Annotated in this window: 14 protein-coding genes and 9 tRNA genes; all 23 read left to right on the top strand. The window is 40.1% G+C overall.

Annotated features, from left to right (window positions below; all coding sequences use genetic code 11):
• The 23 genes from tolA to MTP24_RS09875 all read left to right on the top strand — a co-directional run bounded on the left by tolA (window position 1) and on the right by MTP24_RS09875 (window position 22,837).
• On the top strand, window positions 1-927 hold the full coding sequence (gene tolA, locus MTP24_RS09985) for a cell envelope integrity protein TolA (RefSeq protein WP_243530990.1): 927 nt from the start codon (window positions 1-3) through the stop codon (window positions 925-927).
• Window positions 928-936: 9 nt separating this feature from the next.
• On the top strand, window positions 937-2,295 hold the full coding sequence (tolB, locus tag MTP24_RS09980; protein ID WP_243530988.1) for a Tol-Pal system beta propeller repeat protein TolB: 1,359 nt from the start codon (window positions 937-939) through the stop codon (window positions 2,293-2,295).
• A gap of 34 nt (window positions 2,296-2,329) precedes the next feature.
• A complete protein-coding gene (gene pal, locus MTP24_RS09975) occupies window positions 2,330-2,872 on the top strand; it encodes a peptidoglycan-associated lipoprotein Pal (RefSeq protein WP_243530986.1) in 543 nt (180 codons plus the stop codon).
• A 13-nt stretch (window positions 2,873-2,885) separates the two neighbouring features.
• Complete coding sequence (gene ybgF, locus MTP24_RS09970) at window positions 2,886-3,635, top strand: tol-pal system protein YbgF (RefSeq protein ID WP_008131976.1); 750 nt, start codon at window positions 2,886-2,888, stop codon at window positions 3,633-3,635.
• 171 nt (window positions 3,636-3,806) lie between these two features.
• Window positions 3,807-3,882, top strand: a tRNA-Lys gene (locus MTP24_RS09965).
• Window positions 3,883-3,941: 59 nt separating this feature from the next.
• Window positions 3,942-4,017, top strand: a tRNA-Lys gene (locus tag MTP24_RS09960).
• A 48-nt stretch (window positions 4,018-4,065) separates the two neighbouring features.
• Window positions 4,066-4,141, top strand: a tRNA-Lys gene (locus MTP24_RS09955).
• Window positions 4,142-4,201: 60 nt separating this feature from the next.
• Window positions 4,202-4,277 (top strand) — tRNA-Lys (locus tag MTP24_RS09950).
• Between the two features lie 64 nt (window positions 4,278-4,341).
• Window positions 4,342-4,417 (top strand) — tRNA-Lys (locus MTP24_RS09945).
• A 59-nt stretch (window positions 4,418-4,476) separates the two neighbouring features.
• A tRNA-Lys gene (locus MTP24_RS09940) sits at window positions 4,477-4,552 on the top strand.
• Window positions 4,553-4,592: 40 nt separating this feature from the next.
• Window positions 4,593-4,668, top strand: a tRNA-Lys gene (locus MTP24_RS09935).
• A 79-nt stretch (window positions 4,669-4,747) separates the two neighbouring features.
• Window positions 4,748-4,823: transfer RNA gene (locus tag MTP24_RS09930), tRNA-Lys, on the top strand.
• A 129-nt stretch (window positions 4,824-4,952) separates the two neighbouring features.
• Window positions 4,953-5,993, top strand: coding sequence for a quinolinate synthase NadA (gene nadA, locus MTP24_RS09925; protein WP_058429118.1), 1,041 nt, complete (start codon window positions 4,953-4,955; stop codon window positions 5,991-5,993).
• Window positions 5,994-6,178: 185 nt separating this feature from the next.
• Window positions 6,179-6,268, top strand: a tRNA-Ser gene (locus MTP24_RS09920).
• A 171-nt stretch (window positions 6,269-6,439) separates the two neighbouring features.
• Complete coding sequence (locus tag MTP24_RS09915) at window positions 6,440-7,696, top strand: integrase domain-containing protein (RefSeq protein ID WP_347814583.1); 1,257 nt, start codon at window positions 6,440-6,442, stop codon at window positions 7,694-7,696.
• A gap of 20 nt (window positions 7,697-7,716) precedes the next feature.
• A complete protein-coding gene (locus tag MTP24_RS09910) occupies window positions 7,717-8,382 on the top strand; it encodes a hypothetical protein (protein WP_138739916.1) in 666 nt (221 codons plus the stop codon).
• Between the two features lie 128 nt (window positions 8,383-8,510).
• Window positions 8,511-9,647, top strand: coding sequence for a CRISPR-associated ring nuclease Csm6 (gene csm6 / locus MTP24_RS09905; protein ID WP_243530984.1), 1,137 nt, complete (start codon window positions 8,511-8,513; stop codon window positions 9,645-9,647).
• A 70-nt stretch (window positions 9,648-9,717) separates the two neighbouring features.
• On the top strand, window positions 9,718-12,963 hold the full coding sequence (locus MTP24_RS09900) for a DEAD/DEAH box helicase family protein (protein ID WP_243530983.1): 3,246 nt from the start codon (window positions 9,718-9,720) through the stop codon (window positions 12,961-12,963).
• A 57-nt stretch (window positions 12,964-13,020) separates the two neighbouring features.
• Window positions 13,021-15,039, top strand: a complete 2,019-nt coding sequence (locus MTP24_RS09895; protein WP_243530981.1) for an N-6 DNA methylase — start codon at window positions 13,021-13,023, stop codon at window positions 15,037-15,039.
• A 95-nt stretch (window positions 15,040-15,134) separates the two neighbouring features.
• Entirely contained in the window at window positions 15,135-17,312 is a 2,178-nt protein-coding gene (zorA, locus tag MTP24_RS09890) for an anti-phage ZorAB system protein ZorA (protein WP_243530979.1), read from the top strand.
• Complete coding sequence (locus MTP24_RS09885; RefSeq protein WP_243530977.1) at window positions 17,312-18,070, top strand: OmpA family protein; 759 nt, start codon at window positions 17,312-17,314, stop codon at window positions 18,068-18,070. Before zorA ends, MTP24_RS09885 begins: the two co-directional genes overlap by 1 nt.
• A gap of 2 nt (window positions 18,071-18,072) precedes the next feature.
• A complete protein-coding gene (locus MTP24_RS09880; RefSeq protein WP_243530975.1) occupies window positions 18,073-19,767 on the top strand; it encodes an EH signature domain-containing protein in 1,695 nt (564 codons plus the stop codon).
• Window positions 19,768-19,813: 46 nt separating this feature from the next.
• On the top strand, window positions 19,814-22,837 hold the full coding sequence (locus MTP24_RS09875) for a DEAD/DEAH box helicase (RefSeq protein ID WP_243530973.1): 3,024 nt from the start codon (window positions 19,814-19,816) through the stop codon (window positions 22,835-22,837).
• Window positions 22,838-22,844 lie beyond the last annotated feature (7 nt).

The following is a 22,844-nucleotide window of genomic DNA, read 5'->3' as shown; positions in this document are numbered from 1 at the left end:
ATGAGTAGTGCATTAGTAAAATCGGTGGTATTGCATTTAGGTTTGGGCGGATTGTTGTACGCGTCAGCTAACATTCATGCACCAACCCCTAAAGTAATGGAAGTGACGTTAAACACGGCTATACCTGAACCCGACAATGCTGTTTCTGCGGTAACGGTTGACCAAAAAATGGTTGAGCAAAAAATTGCTGAGCTACAAAAAAAAGAAAAAGATAAAAAGCGTGCTGAAGATAAGCGGATACGTGATTTAGAACGCAGGGCTGCTGATGCTCGCAAACAACGTGAATCTGAGGCTCGAAACATCAAAAAGCTTGAGCGTGAACGCAAAGCTAAAGAGAAAGAAAAGGCACAAGCTGAAGCTCAAGCAAAAAGGGCGCGTGAGATAGAGCAAAAAGAGCGTGCTAAAGCTAAGCAAGCAGAAAAGCAAAAGCAAGAGGCCGAAAAGGCAGCAAAAGCCGCGGCAGATAAACGTAAGCTTGAAGAAGAAGCGCTAAAAAAAGCAGAAGCTGAACGTATTAAGCGTGAGCAAGAAGCTAAAGAGCGTGCAGCCGAAGCTGAACGTAAGCGTCAACAAGCATTACAAGAACAAATATTACAAGAACAACTTGCTAAAGAGCAGGCTGCTCGTAGTAAAATACGCCAGCAACAAGTTGCGAGTGAAGTTGACAAATACCGTGCTTTGATTATGGCGCGCATCCAACAAAACTTGTTAATTGATGAAAAAATGAAAAACCAACAATGTCGAGTGAATATCCGTCTTGGCTTTAATGGTTTAGTTACGCAAGTTAAGTCTTTAGGTGGTGATAAGCTAGTGTGTGAGGCCGCGCTCAGAGCGGTTCGTATGGCCGACACATTACCTGTGTCTAAAGACAGAGACGTGTTTGACCAGCTAAAAAATATTAACTTAACAATCAAGCCAGAATTTTAAAGGAATGATATGTTCAATAAACTAAGAGTAGCCTGTGTAGTATTGCTACTAGGGTTTCAAGGCATTGCAAATGCTGCACTTGAAATTGTAATTACCGAAGGTGTTGATGGCGCAAGGCCTATTGCTATTGTGCCATTTAAATACACCGGAATAGGTCCGATCCCACAAAAACTAAGTGATGTGATTGCAGCTGATTTAGTCCGAAGTGGTAAGTTTAAGCCGGTTGATGTTGCACAAATGCCACAACAACCAAGCGAGGACCAAGCAATTGATTATGCCTCATGGGTTAATCAAGGGATTGAGGCCGTTTTAGTTGGTCAAGTTGAACAGCAAACCGATGGCCGATACTTAGTCCGTTATGAATTAGTGGATGTAATTCGTGGTCAAATTACGGGTGGTAACACCCAAATGATGTCTAATGGGCAATTAGTAAAAAGCCAAGACCACATTTTAGAAGCCAGAGAAAGCGTTATTTCCGAAAGTGGGTTTCGCCGCTATTCACACCGTATTAGTGATGTGATTTATGAAAAACTAACAGGCGAAAAAGGTGCATTTTTAACTAAAATTGCCTATGTGATTGTGCGTGACGAAGACGATAAGCCGTATCAACTCGTTGTTGCCGATTACGATGGATTCAACGAACAAGTACTTTTGCGCTCTAAAGAGCCGTTAATGTCACCCGCGTGGTCACCAGATGGTACCAAGCTTGCTTATGTAACGTTTGAAAATCGTCAAAGCCAAATATATATCCAAGACTTATATACAGGTAAGCGAGAAGTGGTAGCCAGCTATCGTGGGATTAATGGTGCTCCGCAGTTTTCACCTGATGGTAAAGAGCTTCTATTGGTCCTTTCAAAAGATAAAACAGGTGCAACGGAAATTTATTTACTAAACCTGGCAACGCGTGAAGAAACACGCCTAACAAACCACCGTAGCATAGATACTGAACCATCTTGGTACCCAAATGGTCAAGATATAGTGTTTACCTCGGAAAGGGGTGGTAATGCTCAGATTTATAAGTTAAATTTAAAAACTGGCAGATCAAAGCGCCTAACGTTTGATGGCGATATGAATCTTGCAGGGTCAGTTACGCCTGACAGTAAAGAATTAGTGATGGTTAATCGTACGAACGGTAAGTACCATCTTGCTAAAAAAGAGCTAGCTTCTGGCGCGTTTCAAGTATTAACGCGAACTCGCTTAGATGAATCACCGAGTATAGCGCCAAATGGCTCGATGATAATATACAGCACGCTCCATAATAACAAACAGGTACTGGCGTTAGTATCGATGGACGGCCGCTTCAAAGCACGATTACCTGTGCTAGACGGACAAGTAAAGGCGCCAGCTTGGTCGCCATATTTACAGTAATGTTACTGGTTTACTCAAAATAGGAATCTACTCAATGCAACTTAATAAAATACTTAAAGGCCTGCTAATTGCTGTGCCAGTAATGACATTAGCAGCTTGTAGCTCGTCTTCAGATATCGACGAAGGTGCTGCAAACCAATCTAATCAACCTGCTGTTGAGCAAACAACTAGCAACGATACAGTTGAAGTAGCAACAATTTCGCCTGAAGAACGTGCTGAAGAACAACTTCGTCAAAAATACGAAGCACTTCGTCAAAAGCAAGTAATCTACTTTGATTTTGATAAAGCGACAATTGAAAGCAAATATGCTGATTTACTTCGCGCACATGCTGACTTTTTAGTAAAAAACCCATCGGTTAAAGTATTAATTGAAGGCCATGCAGATGAGCGTGGCACGCCAGAGTACAATATTGCACTAGGTGAAAACCGTGGTCAGTCAGTTGAAAAATACCTGCTAAGCTTAGGTGTATCAGCTAGCCAAATGTCAGTAGTGAGCTACGGTGAAGAAAAACCAATGGTTAAGTCTCGCACTGAATCAGCTTTCGCTAAAAACCGCCGTGCGGTATTAGTTTACTAAGATAAGAGATATTATGAAGCCGAAAATTATTTTGGCAGCAATGATATTGAGCGGGAGCACCCAGTTATGGGCTGCTCCCGCTCCTGTTTCAGAAGCTGCGAGTTCACAGTCAAGTATTGAGAAGCGCTTAGCGTCGTTAGAAAGTATGATGCAATCGCGTAATTTCTTGCAAGCCGAGTTACAACAGCAACTTAATTTACTTCAAGATGAAGTAAGTCAAATTCGTGGTGTGACGGAAGAGCAAAGCTATAAACTAGAAAAAGTACTTCAGCGTCAGCGTGAGCTTTATCAAGAGATTGAAAACCGTGTTAGTCAAGCGTATTCACAGCCTGCAGCAGTGCCTGCAACCGACTATGCACAGCCTAATGACTCACAAGCATATAGCAGTGATTTATCCGAGAATGAGGCTTACGAGCGTGCTGTTGCACTTATAATGAAAGATAAACGCTACGACCAGGCTATTCCAGAGTTTCAAACGTTCTTAAAAACATATCCAGAATCTGTGTATGCGTCAAACGCACACTATTGGTTAGGTCAATTATTAACAATTAAAAACGATGGAGTTAAAGCGGTTGATCACTTTAGAGTGGTTGTAAACGAATATCCAAATTCAAATAAACGCCCAGACGCCATGTTAAAATTAGGCACGCTTTTAAAAGAGCAAGGACTGACAGACGAATCGTTAAAAATACTTAACGAACTTGTTACGCAGTACCCAAGTACAACGGCTGCAAAATTAGCCACAGATCGCCTGTCTAATTAATTGAATCAGCTTGATTAGACTGCTTTTTGTCATAAGCGGTCTAAAATTGGTCAACTAGGCATAAAAACTTAAAAAAAGAGACAATTTCGGTTGCACTCATTTTATAAATAAGTATTATAAGCGCCCGCAGCAAACGAATGGTTACCCCACTCAAAATGTTGCAAAAAGAGCGGGTCATTAGCTCAGTTGGTAGAGCAGTTGACTTTTAATCAATTGGTCGATGGTTCGAATCCATCATGACCCACCATTTTAAAATGGTCTTTTATCGGCGGATTTACGTAGTATTCAAAGTTGTAAAATTAGAGCGGGTCATTAGCTCAGTTGGTAGAGCAGTTGACTTTTAATCAATTGGTCGATGGTTCGAATCCATCATGACCCACCATTTTTATAATGGTCTACAACAACTTTAATACAGCAGTTATACCAGAGCGGGTCATTAGCTCAGTTGGTAGAGCAGTTGACTTTTAATCAATTGGTCGATGGTTCGAATCCATCATGACCCACCACTTTTAAAGTGTCTGGATCGGCGGATTTACGCATTTATATTATTGAATAAGTTTATGAGCGGGTCATTAGCTCAGTTGGTAGAGCAGTTGACTTTTAATCAATTGGTCGATGGTTCGAATCCATCATGACCCACCACTTATTTTTAAGTGGTCATTTACTAAAGTATTAATTGCAATCAATAATTTAAAAAATATAGAATGGGTCATTAGCTCAGTTGGTAGAGCAGTTGACTTTTAATCAATTGGTCGATGGTTCGAATCCATCATGACCCACCATTCTATAACACCCTAATCGGCGGATTCACGCAGGTAAGCTTTTAAGTTTATATTTGAGCGGGTCATTAGCTCAGTTGGTAGAGCAGTTGACTTTTAATCAATTGGTCGATGGTTCGAATCCATCATGACCCACCATTTTCATGGAAATATATATTTATTAGTTAACACCAAGAGCGGGTCATTAGCTCAGTTGGTAGAGCAGTTGACTTTTAATCAATTGGTCGATGGTTCGAATCCATCATGACCCACCATTTTTGCTTTGTAAGTAAAAACTGGAACATCGGCGGATCTACGCAAACACTATCTTTTTAGTACGTACAATTTTAGAGCGGGTCATTAGCTCAGTTGGTAGAGCAGTTGACTTTTAATCAATTGGTCGATGGTTCGAATCCATCATGACCCACCATTTGCTATATTCTTTTTTAAAATCCCATTCTGTTTTTTATAAACAAGCTTAACCAGTTTGCTGTTATTTATGTTTTTATTCTCGTATAATTCGCCGTAATTTATACACTGTAAATAAGTGGTCGAGAACATGAGTTTAGCGCAAACTATTATGCCTGAAGGCTATATTTTCCCTCCAAAGCCAGCACCGTTAACAAACGACGAGCAAGGCGAATACAAAGCACGTATTAAGCAATTACTTAAAGATAAAAACGCGGTACTCGTAGCGCATTATTATACTGATCCTGAAATCCAAGCCCTTGCCGAAGAAACTGGCGGTTGCGTTGCCGACTCTTTAGAAATGGCGCGCTTTGGTGCAAGACACGACGCTGATATGATCATCGTTGCAGGCGTTCGTTTTATGGGTGAAACTGCTAAAATTTTAACGCCAAACAAAACGGTTGTTATGCCAACACTTGAAGCAACATGCTCGCTAGACATCGGTTGTCCGATTGATGAGTTCTCAGCATTTTGCGATCAGCACCCTGATCGTAAAGTGGTGGTGTATGCAAACACCTCTACAGCGGTTAAAGCCCGTGCAGATTGGATTGTAACCTCATCGTGCGCGCTTGAAATTGTTGAGCACTTAGACGAGCAAGGCGAAAAAATTATTTGGGGCCCAGACAAGCACCTAGGCAGCTACATTCAAAAAAATACCGGCGCTGATATGATCATGTGGAATGGCGCATGTATTGTTCACGACGAGTTTAAAACTAAAGCATTGAAAGAGTTTAAGGCACTGCACCCAGATGCTGGCGTTTTAGTTCACCCAGAGTCACCTGCAGAAATAGTTGCACTTGCTGACGCCGTTGGATCTACAAGCCAGCTGATTAAAGCAGCGCAAACAATGCCGAATAAAAAGTTTATTGTTGCGACTGATCGCGGTATTTTTTATAAAATGCAGCAGCTATGCCCAGAGAAAGAGTTCTTTGCCGCCCCTACGGCTGGTGAAGGCGCTTCTTGTAAAAGTTGTGCACATTGCCCGTGGATGGCAATGAATGGCTTAAAAGCGATTGAGGAGGCTTTAATAGACCCTCAAGGTAAAGAGGTATTTGTAGATATGGACTTGCGTGAAGGTGCACTTAAGTCACTTAACCGCATGCTAGACTTTACGGCGAGTATGGCTAAATAGTTTTTAGCAAATGTAAAGTAACTAGACTGATATAAAAAACGGCTAAGCCTTATGGTTTAGCCGTTTTTTATTGAAAAAGTAAATAACTGCACGATTAATAGCCATTCAACAGTACATATTTAAAAAGGCCTTGCACCTGCGTAACCTATTTCATACTATAACGCGCTGTTGCTAGGCAACACCGTGGAGGAATGGCTGAGTGGCTGAAGGCGCACGCCTGGAAAGTGTGTTTAGGTTAATCCCTAACGAGGGTTCGAATCCCTCTTCCTCCACCATCATTCAATATTAGGACGTCTCAGGACGTCCTTTTTTGTGTCTGTAACTAATCAAAATCAATGACTTAGAGTGTTACCCTGTCCCAGGCTGTTTCATCCAAGCTCAAAGCTTTAGTATCTAAAATGGTATTCCTTGAATAAGCTGCCATAATAAAAGAATACTAAATTTGAGTGGGATTCATTTTCTATGGCAAGATCAGCCAAGCAGCTTACCGATACAGCGTTAAAAAAGTAAAAGCAGAGGATAAAGATATAATTTTATCCGATGGTAACGGCTTACAAGTAAAAGTTAGAAAGAGTGGTTCTAAGCTCTGGAACTTTAATTACTACCATCCAATCACAAAAAAGCGTGTCAACATGGGATTAGGCAAGTACCCAGATGTATCTATTGTAAATGCCAGAAAGTTAGCGCAACAAGCCAGAGAACTAGTTGCTTTAGGGACTGATCCAAAAGAGCATAGAGATGAAACCTTAGCTTTTAAACGGGCTCAAGAAGAGTTAACACTAAATAAAGTAGCTTTAGAGTGGTTTGAGGTTAAAAAGCCTGATTTTACGCAAGCTCATGGCGAAGATATTTGGCGATCATTAAATAACCATATACTGCCGGTTATTGGTAAATATCCTATTGGCAAAATTAACGCACCACAAGTAATAAAAATATTAAGGCCTATAGAGGCTAAAGGTACTCTAGAAACAGTTAAGCGTTTAAGCCAACGATTAAACCAAGTTATGACCTACGCAGTTAATAGTGGTTATATTCAAGCTAATCCGCTTGCTGGAATAAAAGAAACATTTAAAAAGCCGCAAAAACAAAATATGCCTTCGTTGAAACCAGAAGAGCTGCCTGAATTGATGCAAACGCTTGCAACGGCGTCAATTAAACGAGTAACCCGCTTTTTGATTGAATGGCAGTTACATACTCTTACCCGCCCAGGTGAAGCGGCCGGTACCCGTTGGGATGAAATTGATTTTGAGAATAAACTATGGATTATCCCAGCTGAACGAATGAAAAAGCGCAGAGAGCATGCCATTCCTCTATCAAATCAAGCTATAGAGTTATTAGAATCAATAAAACCAATTTCAGGGCATAGAGACTTTGTTTTTCCGTCAGACAGAAACCCGAGAACCCATATCAACAATGAGACAGCTAATATGGCTCTAAAACGCATGGGGTTTGAGGGCCGTTTAGTAAGCCATGGCTTACGTTCGCTTGGAAGAACAACATTAAATGAGCATGAGTTTAATCCAGATATAATAGAAGCCGCACTGGCACATGTAGATAAAAACCAGGTTCGTTCTGCTTATAATAGAGCTGAATATATAGAAAAACGTAGAGAGTTGATGAACTGGTGGAGTGAGCATATAGCAAAGGCATCTCAAGGTTCATTGTCGGTATCAGGACATAAGCACCTTTTAAAAGTTGGTTAGAAGAAAAATAAGGATATAAAATGGCTTTAACACAAATGCAAATCATTCAGTCGCTGGGTGAAGTAATGAGCTGGTTAGAAAGGGAGTTAAGTTGGGATGTACCTGCAACAGAGCTTAGACATTTAACAGGTAGAATTGGCGAGCTGTACGCCGCACTTATAACAAATGGACGCATGGCAACAGAGGTTAACCAGGCGGGGTACGATGTTGTATCAAGTAGTGGCGAGCGTATATCAGTCAAAACAACAGGTAGAATGCATACAGGTGGCCATATAAGCTTTAATACTAATACGCTAAACTTGGTTGATCGTATAATTATTTTAAGAATCAATACAGATGAGATGCAAGTTGAAACTTTATTAGATGCGCCCGTTGAAGAAGCTAAAAAACTAATGAGTGATGCAGTAACGGGAAAAAGCTGTATTACAATGAGTAAGTTAATAAACGCACCAGTTAAGCCACGTATATTATTAAATGTAAAAGAAGTTATATGGAATAACTACAAATTGGTGGAGCTTGAAAACGGCACTATTGAAGTGTTTTTAAATGACGAGCTTGTAACACCCAGTAAGCCTTACTTGCGTGATATTGCTAAAGAGTTAGGGATTTCAATTTTAAATGGCAACGGGAATCCGTTTAATACACGCCAGCTGGGTTCTGTGTTGATTAAAGAGTTATTAAATTAAAGCTACTGTTGTTTATACACCGTAGCTTAAAGGCAAGAAATAAGGCCTCTAATCCACTGAGCTCAAACAAGTTTCATTAACTATGTAATTTATGTATTATGCAGATTCCTCATACAAAAGGATCGTTGATGAAGAATGTACTACTAATAGTTACCGGTGCAAGCCCGCAGGTATTAACCGAAACTCTTTTTGCGCTTTATCAGCAGGGTAAGCCTATGCCTGAAGAGATTTTTGTTATTACAACAAAAAGCACCAAGGCTATGCTCACCGATGGATTATTTAAGCAAGGTAATTTAGCTAAATTAATAGCAGATTATAAACTTCCTGATATTAAACTCCCCGATGAAAATATTTGGCTAATAGAAGATGACAAAGGCCAACCTATTAATGATGCTAAATCTGAAATAGAACAAACCTACATGGCCGACTTTATTACGCGTAAAGTGTTTGAACTTACCAATAAAAACGATATTAGTATTCATGCATCCATTGCAGGTGGACGTAAAACAATGGCGTTTTATTTAGGCTATGCCATGTCATTATTAGGCCGTGAGCAAGATTCGCTCAGTCATGTATTTGTGAATAACGAATTTGAATTTGTTAGAGACTTTTACTACCCAACACCTTACGACCACATTATTGATGGTAAAAATGGCACGCAAGTAAACTGTATTAATGCAAATGTAACCCTTGCCGAAATACCCTTTGTACGAATGCGCCAATCTATCGACGAAACCCTCATTGCAAATATGCAAAGTGCATCGTTTAGCCAAACAGTAGCAAGCTTAAACTCAGCGCATAAAAAAGATTTAACCCTTGAAGTAAACGCAAAAGCAAAAACGCTCACCTTTGCAGGTATCGAAATTAAACTTACCGCAAAAGAAACTGCCTTCTATTTATGGTTAAACCAATACAGCCAAAGTGAACATAAAAAGCTAGTGGTGGGTCGTGATTTTGAAGAGTCTTTGCGATACAGCAAAGAGTACCTCATACATTTACAGCAAAATAGCAGTGATTTACGTATATTTCGTGATACGTTTGACATAGAGCCCGAAGATTTTAGAGAAGGTTTACACAGTAATTTAAAAGTAATGGAAAAAACCTTTGTGCAACAAACGCGTAGCCGCATAAATAGTAAAATAAATAAGATGTTACCAAACGAGCTTGCTAAAAAAATAGCGATTGACTCTAATAACCAAAGCTTTGAAACAAGCTACTGGTTAAATGCAATTACACACAATATAAAAATAAATATAACGGCTTAATATTCGCAAGCTTGCAAACGCATAAAAATAATAACGCATGGTAAATTAGTTGATAAGGAAGTAATCAGGAATGAAGCAATCAATGAACTTTGAACATATTCAATCTAAGTGGCCAGAGCTACACCAGTTAGCCGCTTTTGCAGAGGACTATGCGATTACCGATCCACAAAGCTCACTGGTTAAGCTGCGTTGCTTTGCCGAAAAAGTAGTAGGCTTCTTATATAAAGAACTTAGTTTACCTGTTTTACCCACTTCTAACATTTTTGATAAACTTACCGCCGACGACTTTACCAGCGCAGTTCCGCGTTTAATTACCGATAAACTTCACGCCATTCGTAAAAGTGGTAATCAAGCAGCCCACGAAGGCAAAGTTGATCAACAACAAGCTATTTGGATATTAAAAGAAAGCTACTTTGTAGCTTCGTACTTATTTATGGCGTATGCCAATGGCACGCAACAAGAATGCCCAGAGTTTAAAGCGCCTGAGCAAACACAGCCGACTAACCAAAGTGATGCCGAGTTTGCAAAAAAGAACAAGCAACTCACCAAGCAGCTAGCCGAAAATCAGGCCCGTTTAAAACGCGCACTTGACGAACTAGAAGCCGCAGAGCTTGCACAAAAACAAGCACAGCAGCAAGCAGCAAAACTAAAACAAACTATTGATGCAGAAAAGCTGGCTCAGGTTAAAACCCGCAATGAGCAAATTGTTAACTCTAGTTTTAACTTTAACGAAGACGAAACCCGTAAACGCATTATCGATTTAGATTTACGTAATGCTGGTTGGCACGTTGCACTTGACGACGAATCAACAGAAGACGTTGGCAAAGAAGTAAAAGTAACAGATCAACCTACAACAACAGGCGTAGGTTTTGTTGATTACGTATTATGGGATGACGACGGTAAACCACTTGCGGTAATAGAGGCAAAACGCACTCGCGAAAATATCGAAAAAGGCCGCCAGCAAGCAACACTTTATGCCAACGCGCTCGAAAAGCAATATGGCCAACGCCCTATTATTTTTTATTCAAACGGCTGGGATATAAAAATTCTCGACGACACGCAAGGCTATAATAGCCGTGGTTTATACGGTTACTACTCAAAAGATTCCCTACAGTACTTAATAAAGCAGCGCACACTTAAAAAAGACTTAAATAAAACGCCGATAGATACTGCTGTGGCAGGGCGTTTGTATCAAATGGAAACCATAACTCGTGTGTGTGAGCGTTTTAGTGATAAACACCGCAAAGCGCTTATTGTGCAAGCAACCGGCACAGGTAAAACACGCGTATCTATTGCCCTTGCAAAACGGCTGCTCGATGCAGGTTGGGCTAAGCGCGTACTATTTTTATGTGACCGAAAAGAACTACGTAAACAAGCGGGTAACGCCTTTACCGAATTCACCAAAGAGCCAGTACATATTGTTGGTAAAAGCGCTAAAAACACAGCAGCCAGCGCGCGGGTGTTTATAGCAACGTACCCAGGTATGCTACGCATAATGAACAAGTACGATGTAGGCTATTTTGACCTAATAGTAGCTGATGAATCCCACCGTTCAATTTACAATATATATGGTGATATTTTTAAGTACTTTGATGCACTCGAGGTAGGCTTAACCGCCACTCCGGTAGAAATGGTATCGCGCTCAACGTGTGATTTGTTTGGTTGCGATTACAAACTACCCACAGCCAACTACCCACTTGAAGACGCCATAGAGCAAGGTAACTTAGTCCCTTACAAAATAGTAAGTTACACCACACAGTTTTTGCGCGAAGGCATTAAAAAAGACAACCTAACCGATGAGCAAATAGCCCAATTAGAAGAGCAAGGCATTGACCCTAACGAGCTCGACTTTTACGCAAAACAAATAGACGAAGCCATTAAAAATAAAGACACCAACAGGCTAATCCTGCGTAACTTAATGGAAAAAGGTCTGCGCGATAAAGACGGCCAACTGCCAGGTAAAACAATAGTATTTGCCCGTAACATAGCCCACGCCGAATTAATGGCGCAGCTGTTTAGCGAGCTTTACCCGCAGCATGGTGCTAATTTTTGCCGCGTTATTCACTCAAAGTACGAACGAGCCGAAGAGCTAATAGACGACTTTAAATCAAGCGACGAAAACAGCATGCGTATAGCAGTGTCGGTCGATATGCTCGACACCGGCATAGACGTACCAGAATGTGTAAACCTTGTATTTGCCAAACCCATAAAATCAAAAGTAAAATTTTGGCAAATGATTGGCCGTGGCACACGCTTATGCGAAAACCTATACGGCCCAGGTCAGCACAAAACTCACTTTTTAATATTCGATCACTGGGCAAACTTTGAATACTTTGACGAAAACCCAGAAGAAGACGACGTAAAACAAGCAAAATCGTTACTGCAAAAACTATTTGAAGCGCGGGTAACCCTTGCACAAACGGCCCTCAAAAAAGCAAATATGGATGTGTTTGAGCAAACAATTAAATTAATTCACGACGATATTTGCCTACTGCCAATGGAATCAATATCGGTGCGCGATAACTGGCTAGTGGTCGAAACTTACAAAGATTTTAAACGTCTTAATCAATTTGCACCGCAAACAGTAAGCGATCTGCTTGAAAAAGTAGCGCCGCTTATGCAATGGCGTAACATCATGGGGCAAAGTGAAGCCTATAAATTTGATTCTGAGCTAACCACCATTCAAACGCTGTTAATTACCGATGAAAGCCAAATTGATTTAGCTAAACAAAATGTAATGGACAAAGTTGAATCGCTACAAATGCACTTAAACGAAGTACGCACAAAGGCCCCAGCAATAGCAGAAATACAAACAGATCAATATTGGCAATATCTAACACATGCTGCACTTGAGCAAAGCCGCACTGACTTACGCAGCATTATACATTTACGTAATAAAAGCGTAACGCCGCCGCCACCCGAGTTTGTGCTTGATATAAAAGAAGACGAAAATCAAATTAAAGAAACCGATAGGCTTACAAAAATAGTCTCTATTGATTATCAAATATACCGACAAGAGGTTGAAAAAACACTCACCCCGTTATTTGAAACCGACAGCGTACTTAAAAAAATTCGTAATGGCGAACAAGTAACCGAAGCCGACTTAGCGCAATTAAGCTCGTTAGTGCATACGCAAAACCCAAGTGTTGATTTAAATACATTAAAAGAGTTTTTTCCCGAATCAACCGCGACGCTCGACAAAATATTGCGTACCATAGTCGGCATGAACAAAAACGCCATAGAGCAATTTATTAAGCAGTTTGACGTAAAACTAGGCAGTAAAGCCCAAAGCGTTGAAAAGCAAATACACCTTTAATTTTATAAGCGCGTAATTTACACCGCGCTTAAACAGCAATAACTAGGATACACATTAATGATAACCGGACCTTTAAAAAGTAAAATAGACAAACTATGGGAAGAATTTTGGACAGGCGGCATTACTAACCCGCTGACCGTAGTAGAGCAAATTACTTTTTTAATGTACGCCCGCATGCTCGACATGAACGAGCAAGCCGACGAAAAACGAAGTGCGCGCACTAAGCAGCCGTTTAACCGACGCTTTACCGACGCCGAACAACATATTCGTTGGCAAAACCTGCGCCATTTAGGAGCAGAAGAGTTATACAAGCTGGTTAAAGATGAACTGTTTCCGTACTTTTCAAAAACCTCAGATGGCGTATCGCCAGAAGGCGCGATATTTAACGAGTTTATGAAAGACGCGCAATTAATGATTCAAAAGCAAAGCCTATTGGTAAAAGCGGTTGAAATGGTAAACGACCTGCCGCTTGAAAACTCAGACACCAAAGGCGATTTATACGAATACTTGCTTAGCAAGCTCACCACCGCAGGCATAAACGGCCAATTTAGAACGCCGCGCCACATTATACGCGCCATGGTCGAAATGATGGACCCCGATGTAACCAGCCAAATATGTGACCCATCAACCGGCACCGGTGGTTTTTTGTCGGTAAGTTACGAATACCTATTACAAAAATACACATCAGCAGAGGGTATAGAGCGCGAGCCCGTGCTTGATGTAGATGGCAACGTACAATGTGATGATAGCGGTAAACCGCTCGAAAACCTGCTCTACTCAGGCGACTTAATTACCCCAGAGCAGCGCAGCCACATAGATGCTCACATGTTCAACGGCTTTGATTTTGACGCCACCATGCTACGCGTAGCCGCCATGAACTTAGTAATGCACGGTATTAAACAACCGGGCATTCATTATCAAGATACCCTAAGCCAAAACTTTAAAGAGCACTACCCACAAAAGGCAAAAGAAGGGTACGACTTAATATTCGCCAACCCGCCATTTAAAGGTAGCCTAGACGAAGAAGACGTATGCCCCGAGTTATTACGTAAAGTAAAAACAAAAAAAACCGAGTTGCTGTTTGTTGCTTTAATTGAGCGCATGCTAAAAGTGGGGGGGAGAACTGCTACAATTGTACCTCTGGGAGTGCTAGAGGGTGAAAGTAATGCTCATAAAAAATTGAGGGAGGGGTTACTAAAAAACAATCAATTAGAGGCTGTAATAGCTTTACCTCATTGGATATTTAAACCATATGCAAGTGTAGCGACTGCAATTATTATATTAACAAAAGGAAGTAAAACGGAAAATACTTGGTTTTATCAATTAGAGAACGATGGGTTTTCTGATGGAGCCAATAAATTACCTATAGTTGGTAGTGAGCTTCCTAAATTAGTACAACTGTTTAAAAATAGAAATGAAAGTGACTATAGTCCAGAACTAGGTAAGCATCGTTTTGTTCCAATTAAAGAAATTCATGAAAATAACTTTGATTTATGCCCCAAAATTTATCTTAGGAAATATCAATACCCCGAAGGGATAAGGCTTAACAAATTAAATGAGTATTTTACTGGTTGTAAAGGAAAATTAGCTGCTGCTGAGTCAACTATGTGTGGGGAGGTTGATTTCATTACTACATCTTCGAAGTTTAAAAAGTGCGCAAATGCAGGCTTTCATGGGCAAGCTATTTGTATACCATTAGTTTCTTCAACAGGGCATGGGCACGCAAGTATAAACAACATTCATTATTATGATGGGGTTTTCCAAGCCGCATCAATACTAGGCGTGTTTCAACCCAGAGAAAATACAACATCTTTATTCGTTAAATACACATATGTTTACCTTTTAACGCATAAAGATGAAATATTAATTCCATATATGAAGGGTGCTGCGAATGTAAGCTTAACGGTTGAAAGGATACTAAATATTAAGATACCGATTATTGATGAAACTGAACAATCAGTATTGGTCGAGAGGTTCTTCGATATTTCTGAAAGTATAGCAAGTTTAGAAAAAAAGTTAGATGTAGCAAAATCACAGAAAAATTTGCTGATTGAAGAAATAAAAGCTTCTATCTAAAATAGCTTTTATTCAAATAAAGCCTTTAGTAGAAATATAAATTTGCTAATTATAAAGTAAGAAATACCCGCATTCTAAGGGATTAGGAGAAAGTAATGTTTGAAGATTTACTATTAAATGCTGATTTATTATGGCCAGATGCATTGTTAGGGCGTTGGTTTATTATTGCCATGCTATTACTTTTTGGATTCGCGATTTCTCGCGTTTTCAAATTAAGTAGTAATAGTAAAAAAACAATAAAAGGCGTTGAGGAAATTGTAGCAGGCCAAACTACAAGTTCGCTTTACGATAATATTGCTACTATCAAGGATAAAGCAAAGGCCTCAAACAACGAGGTAGTTAAAAACCTTTGGCGTGAGTTTGATGAAAGCTTAGTGCTCGACCACCGTGAAAAAGGGGTTTATAACACCTTAGATGCTGAGCACTTTTTTAATCCAAGAACACTGGCCTCTGGTATCACTTCAAATAGATTACTCGCCGCAGCTCCCTCTTTTTTAACCGCAATTGGTGTATTAGGTACTTTTTTAGGCTTAACAATGGGCTTAAAAGGGTTGCACATGGAGACGAAGGAAATAGAAGCCCTAAAAGATGGTATTACGAGCATGATTAATGGCTCGGCAATGGCATTTGTGACCTCTGTTTGGGGGGTAGGGCTTAGTTTATTGCTTAATGTGTTTGAGAAGAACACAGAGCGAAGAATAGTTAAAAAAGTAGTAAAAGTTCAGCAAACTATCGATTTTTTATTTCCTCGTTTGCCTGCTGAAAAGTCACTTGTTGATATTTCTAAAAACACCAGTGACAGCAGTGAAGCACTGCAAGAATTGCATGAGCGAATTGGCGATCGCCTACAAGAAACCATTACAGGCATGAATAAAGACATGCAAGAGGCCTTTACCAATGCACTTAACAATGTAATGGCACCGGCTATGCAATCTTTAGTCAGTAATGCCAGCCAACAAACCAGCGGCGTGTTGGAGCATTTAATTGGTAATTTTACCGAAAGCATGCAAGCGGCAGGCAGAGGCCAAGGCGAGCTTATACAAAAGTCGACAGAGCAAATGCATGAGGCAGTAAGCAGCTTGAGCGGGCAAATGAGCGCAGTGCTTGAACAAAGCAGTAAACAAGCTGAGTTACTGGCTGAGCAACAAGCGGGTGTGTCATCGCAATTTAACCAGCAACTAGAAGCGATGCTGAACAAAAGCGAAGAACGTCAACAGCTTATGGAGCAAAAACTGTTTGCAGCGATTGAGTCGCAGCAGGAATCGCAAGCGACGCGTGAAGCAAACCATGTAGATAATTTACAGTCGGTATTAGGTGGCTGGTTAACTGAGCAATCGCAAACGCTTAACAAGCTTTCTGACGCTATGGCCGAAGTACAAACTGCAATGGGCGAATCGAATCGTGGTTTTGTTAATGAGCTTTCGAGCCAAAACGAAAAAACAACAGCGCAGCAACAGGCGTTTACCTCAGAGTTAGAGAAAAGCTTACAAAGCTTTATGCAAAGCACTGAACAGCGCCAAAAGTCGCTTGAAGAAACGTTTGGTTCATTAATTAACAGCCAACAGCTTGAAGCCTCTAAGCGTGACTCAGAATATCGTGAGCAATTACAAACGCAGTTAGGTAAGTGGCTAGCACAACAAGACCAAATGCTTACCTCGATGACTGATGCAGTAAAACGTACGCAAACGCATATGGATTCGGTTATTGCACAACATAAAGACGTTATCGGAGAGCTCAAAACGGTTGCGGAGTCATCTGCTACAAGTAGCCAAAACCTGAGCAATAGCGCCAACCAAATTGGGGTGTTATCGGGTAATCTATTAAAGGCAACAGAGCTGTTTGATTCGCGCTTAGCTGATATGACCGACACTATTAAAGGTATTTCTGCGCAAAATGATGGATTAGCAAATCACGTAATTGAACAAGCTAAAGTGCTAAGAGGGCTGGAAACCTCGCTTGTTGCTACAACAGAGCAATTTGGTAACACAGCTAAATTAGCTCAAAGTGGCTTTAGCGAAATGAAAACACACCAGAGTGACTTTATACGTGGTGTTGAGGCGTCGTTTGAGGGGTTGAGTAATACCTTAGCTAAGCAAGTATCGGATATTGAAAAGCAAACGAATGAGTGGCTACGTAGTTATTCATCAGAGGTAAATACCCAAGTTAAAGAACGTATGGAAACCTGGAATACCACAACACTTGAGTTTGGTGACCAAATGCGCCGAACTGTGAGCTCTATTTCTGATTTAGTGGATGAATTGGAGCGTAGCTAATGCGGGTATTTAGAAGCAACCAAGTAAATGTTGATGAAGAAAACCCGTATTGGATGTCGTTTTCGGATATTTTGTCGGGTTTGCTTATTTTATTTGTTTTAGCGTCTGTGGTGTTAATGGTTGAGCTTATGGAAGCCAAAGAAGAGCTAGAAAATAAACAACAAGCATTTACTCAAGAGCTAGAAATGCTGCACAAAGCCGAAGAAGTACGTAAAACAATTTTAGATGAGGCGGCTGATTTACTGCGAAAACGAGGCATACAAGTCACGGTTAGTGAAAATAAAACTGTATTAAGTATACCTAACGATATTTTAGGGTTTGATAGCGCTGCATTTAATATAAGTGCTCAGTTTGAAGGCACTGCACTTGAAATTGGTGAGGTACTTGCTGAGGTTATAAATAAAGAAAACCGTGAGCAATTCCTCGATACTATTTTTATTGAAGGGCATACCGATAGTAAAAATTTTTACGGCATGCTGGGTAAAGGGAATTGGGGGTTGTCTACATTTAGAGCCATCTCTTTATGGGAGCTTTGGAGTAAACTATTGCCAAGCGAACATGATTTAGCAGGTATAACCAACAAAGAAGGTAACCCGCTTTTTTCAGTAAGTGGCTATGCGGCAACAAGGCGTATGGTTGTTGAAGAGTTAACTGAGGATGACTTTAGAACAAATAGACGAATTGATATTCGCTTTACAATTCGTAGACCCACCAGCGCTGAATACGAAACAGTAAGAAGCCGTTTGGAGATGCCTTAATTATGCTGCATTTACCTCCTATTCCAGAGCTTGCTCAGTTTAACTGGGAGCGTATGTCACAACAGTGGAGTAGCCTAACAGTACAAACAAAAAAAATTGCCGACGGTGCAGGGCAAGGCGAAGAGTTTAAAGCCCTTGAGCAACAGATTAATCGCTACGTTATGTACGATCAAAAAGAAAAGCTTAAACAAATTTTAATTAAGCGAAAAGGCGTGCGTGTTTTAACTCAGTTATGGATAGATAAAGAAGACGTAAGAAAAGCCTCATTAAACGAAGAAACAATAGATTACATTCAAGCTAAACATCCCAAACTGGGTATGTCGTCGTTAATGAATTTAATTTCACTGGTTTATCGATATTTTGATGCACTGGTTGATGGCAATATTTTTAACCGATTAACGCAGTGGCTTAACCAGCAAATAGAGCAACGTTTAAAAGATCGCAAAAACTCAAGTGACACAATATTATCGGTGCTTAATCAAGCTAAATGGCTTTTTGATTTAACGGCTCCTAAGGCTTTGGTTAACCTTGCCAAACAAAACCATTTAGACTTAACCGAACAATTAAAAAAACTACGCTTAAACGAGCTGCCGCAAGGGCGTTTTTTAGATATTTGTCATGCGCAATATTACTTAGATACGCTAAGAGAGATCCCCGTTGGTGAACAACATGATGTACTGCATGAGCTATTAAAGCATGACGTTGCCACTATGCCTTTTGAAGAAGGTAAACGAATAGGGCACATAGCGCTTGAAATTATTATTGATCGCTCTGCTGGCGCCCCCAGCGAAATATGGCAAAATTTTGTACTGAACTTAGCTGGCGACCCGCGTATTGCTAATACAGCTACAAATTACCGCCAGTGGTGGAAGCCTATTGGTGAGAATAGAGTAAAAGCAGTAACAAGCTGGCTTGCCAAAGAAGACTTACGGTTATTTTTAGGCGCGATTGAAGAGTACGCAAATTACACCGGTGATGAAGCATTAAATAGAATGTTCCCTGCTCGTAAGCGCTTTTTAGAAGGGCTTTATGAGCATGGGTTTGTTCGTAATGCACGGCTAATGCTTGGAAACCAAGCAGAGCATACAGTTAAGCGAGTGCTAGGAAAGAGTTTAACAACCAGTTATATAAACCTTAGAGGAATGACTCAAACCTCCATTATTTATTTAGATTGCGGTGATTTTCATATCATTGAAGGATCGCATAACTTTAAGCTATGGATTTATATGGGTTTACCTAGTGAGAAGCTTAACGATTACTCTTTGAGTGAGTTAAACCATTTTGCTTTAACAAATAGCTTTCCACAAGAATATAAAAAGAACTATCCAAAAGGTGAGTTAATGCCAATTCAGCACTCGCCGACTTCTTGGCAGAAAAATGCTATTGATTTTTTAACTCAAAATGGCATTGAACTCGATTTAGAAAAACTATTTTATAAAGACGAATACAGAAGATATATAAGTCGGTATGGATTACCTGTGGTAAGAAAAGTAGTAGAAGAAAAGAATCTTTTGGAAATCAATTTATTAAACGCTCTAGAAGTGTACCAACCAATTACCGCCAAAGAGCTCGTTAAGGTTTTAAACAGTGAGTTTAATATGAAGGCTGACCGATCAACTGTGAATTCTAAACTTTATTCAATGTTATCTGAAAATAGAGTAACTAGAGACGACAGGCTCTGTTGGGAACTTGCTTAATAAGTAAATTGCGTACTAGGAATATTAAAAGGGGATTTAAAAATACATGTCACTTGTTAGTTTGATAAAAGGGCTTTTGCCTAAAAATAAAAATAGTCATTTAGCAGCTGAACGATACTCCTTAGTGTATGACTCGTATGGCGTTAATTTTGCCACTGATGAAGCCTCATTCCATTGCTTAAATAATGGTGAGGGCGGAGGTAGCCAGCTTATTCAGCATGTTGTACTTAAAATGCTACAAGAGCGAGATATTGCACAGCCTATACCTAATGGCTTTAGATTAGACAGTGAGCAAGCATGTTTATTAGACCCCGAAGATGCAGACGTTTTAGGGTTACCGCCTTTTTTTAACAACGACTTTGACGTTGATATTCAAGGTAGAACAACTAAAAGTAGCTTTACGCTGCAGTTATTTGCAAAATTTGAGCAGCAAAAATACCCAGTAAAAAGAAAAGGCCCCGTACTTTTTTTTAGTGAGCAAATACAATATTTAATGACGCCAGAGCAGCTTAATGCTGTTTTAGCCGTAGAAAAACATTCGTCGCTTACGCCCGATGACCGCACTGAGCTAAATAATGTGTTGGCAGTTGCTAAGTTACAGCAGGCAGTTAAAGATGGGTTAAAACTAGATTTAAAACATTTTGATAAATTTGATTTAGTACAACCAGAACAAATTACAGTAACAGCAAATCAACAGGTTGATGGTAGCCTAGAGCTTAGCCCAAGCTTTGGTGATGGATCATCATCTGAAGACTTACAAAATCGCTTAGCTCAGTTACAGGGCGACGGGCAAGTAATGCGAATAAAAGACCGCATTGTTTTACTTACTGACGATAAAAAACAAGCTGTTAAAGAAGTACTGCAAAATAGAACCATTCCTGCACACAAAGTGGCAGAATTTATTAAAACCCCTTCAGCTTTTTTAGATGCATCTATTTTAAACCTCGATCTTGGATTTTCTCTCAGAGTTGCTGGTATTGGCAAAATGGTACACATTCCTTTTGGTCAAGACAGTGACGGAAGTAATGGCTGGTTTTCGACTAACACAGATAGTGAACCACCAGAGCGATTGGTAAAGTTGCTTGAATGCGAGGAAGACGTTGTATCGTTTGAGCAAAGCTACCAGCAAGCTAAAGGGCAAAATGCTGATAGTGTCTTTGTTGATGATGAGTCAATTGATATACGCGATGAGCAGCGCGTAACTGAAACACTTGCAGAGGTAAGAGAGAATTTAGCAAATCCATCCAATGAAACGGATATATCTGATACTGATGATTTGCCGGTTAAAAAAGAACAAGTTTCTTTATTGCTTAAAGACACCGAAGAGCATAATAAAGATATCGTTAATAAAGTTTCGCAGCTTAATAAAAGTATTACCTTTGACAGAACTAATTTAGCAAGAACACCTTTTCCTCATCAAGAATCAGGCATTAGTTGGATGCTGTCGTTACTTAAGTCAGCGCAGTTGGATAATTATGAAGATATGTATCGAGTACAGGGGGCTTTGTTAGCGGATGATATGGGGCTAGGTAAAACCTATATGACGCTGGTAATGATGGCTGAGTACTTGGCAATCCAAAGGCAAAATAATAAATCAGAAAAGCCTATATTAATAGTTGCACCGCTTAGCTTATTAGAAAACTGGGAACAAGAGGTTGATGCTACTTTTAATGAGTCGCCATTTAGGGACATTAAGGTATTACAGTCAGCAAGAGATTTAAAAGAGTTTAGAGTTAAAGGAGCTGAAAGAGAGTCTATGCAGCTGGCCACAGTTATCGATGACTCTCATGCAGATCACGAATCTATTCGTTACGCTTTACATGTTGGAGCTGATGCAGCTACAAAGCGCTTAGACATGGATAGACGTGTTGTTATTACTACCTACCAAACACTTCGAGACTATCAGTTTTCACTATGCGTAATTGATTGGGGGGTGGTGGTATTTGATGAAGCTCAGAATATTAAAAACCCGAATACCCAAGCCACTCGGGCAGCTAAAGGCTTAAAAGCTGATTTTAAGTTATTGGCAACAGGCACCCCTGTTGAAAATAGCTTAAGTGAGTTTTGGTGCTTAATGGATACAGCACAACCAGGGTTATTAGGCGATTGGGGCTATTTTAGAGAACGCTGGATCAAGCCAATAAGCAGTGCTAATGAAGAAGAAAAAGCAGAGGTACGGTTAGACGTTGGCAACGACTTACGTAATGCTGCAGGCCAGTTTATGTTACGTCGAACCAAGGAAGACGAACTAACCGGAATGCCGACTAAAACAATAAAAACAGGCATTCATAAAGATTTAGCCGACAATATGGCATTTGCACCTGAACTCGCTCGTAATATGACCGGCGGACAATTACTTGGCTACAACCAAATTGTTGAAGATTATAGAGCTGAAAAAGCGAAAGAGCAGGGCGGCGGCCATGCTTTAACTGTGTTACAGCAATTAAGGGCTGTTAGCTTACATCCAAGGCTTGATGAGGTTTTTAAACAGCCGCCGAGTAATGCAAAAGATGCTCAGCGTAATTTACAAGAGTCTGAAAAGTTGCGCATGTTGTTAGATATATTGTCAGATATAAAAAACAAAAAAGAGAAGGTAATAATTTTTGCAACAACCAAAAAACTTCAAGCTGTTCTTAAAATATGCCTAGATAAAATTTATGAGCTAAACATCCATGTTATTAATGGTGATAGTAAAGCGATGGCAACTAAAAAGGATCAGCTCTCTCGTAAAGGGATGATCACCGACTTTGAAGCAAAAGAAGGCTTTAATATTATCATTATGTCGCCTGTAGCGGCAGGTGTTGGCTTAACAGTTATTGGTGCGAATCACGTAGTCCATTTAGAGCGCCATTGGAATCCAGCAAAAGAGGCACAAGCTACAGACCGAGTTTATCGCATAGGTCAAAAAAAGCCTGTGTTTATTCACTTACCCTGCCTTTTACATCCTGAGTATGATTCGTTTGATGTGAACTTAGACAAGCTACTTGCAAAGAAAACAATGCTAAGAGATGCAGTAGTAACCCCTGAAGTGGTGAGTGAGCATGAACTAATGTCGTCAATGGGGTTATGAGGTTAAA

It is taken from the genome of Pseudoalteromonas sp. APM04, from assembly GCF_022809815.1.
Classification (GTDB): Bacteria; Pseudomonadota; Gammaproteobacteria; order Enterobacterales; family Alteromonadaceae; genus Pseudoalteromonas; species Pseudoalteromonas marina.
Note: the sequence above shows the minus strand (reverse complement) of the source record. Positions and strands in the feature narration are given on the sequence as shown.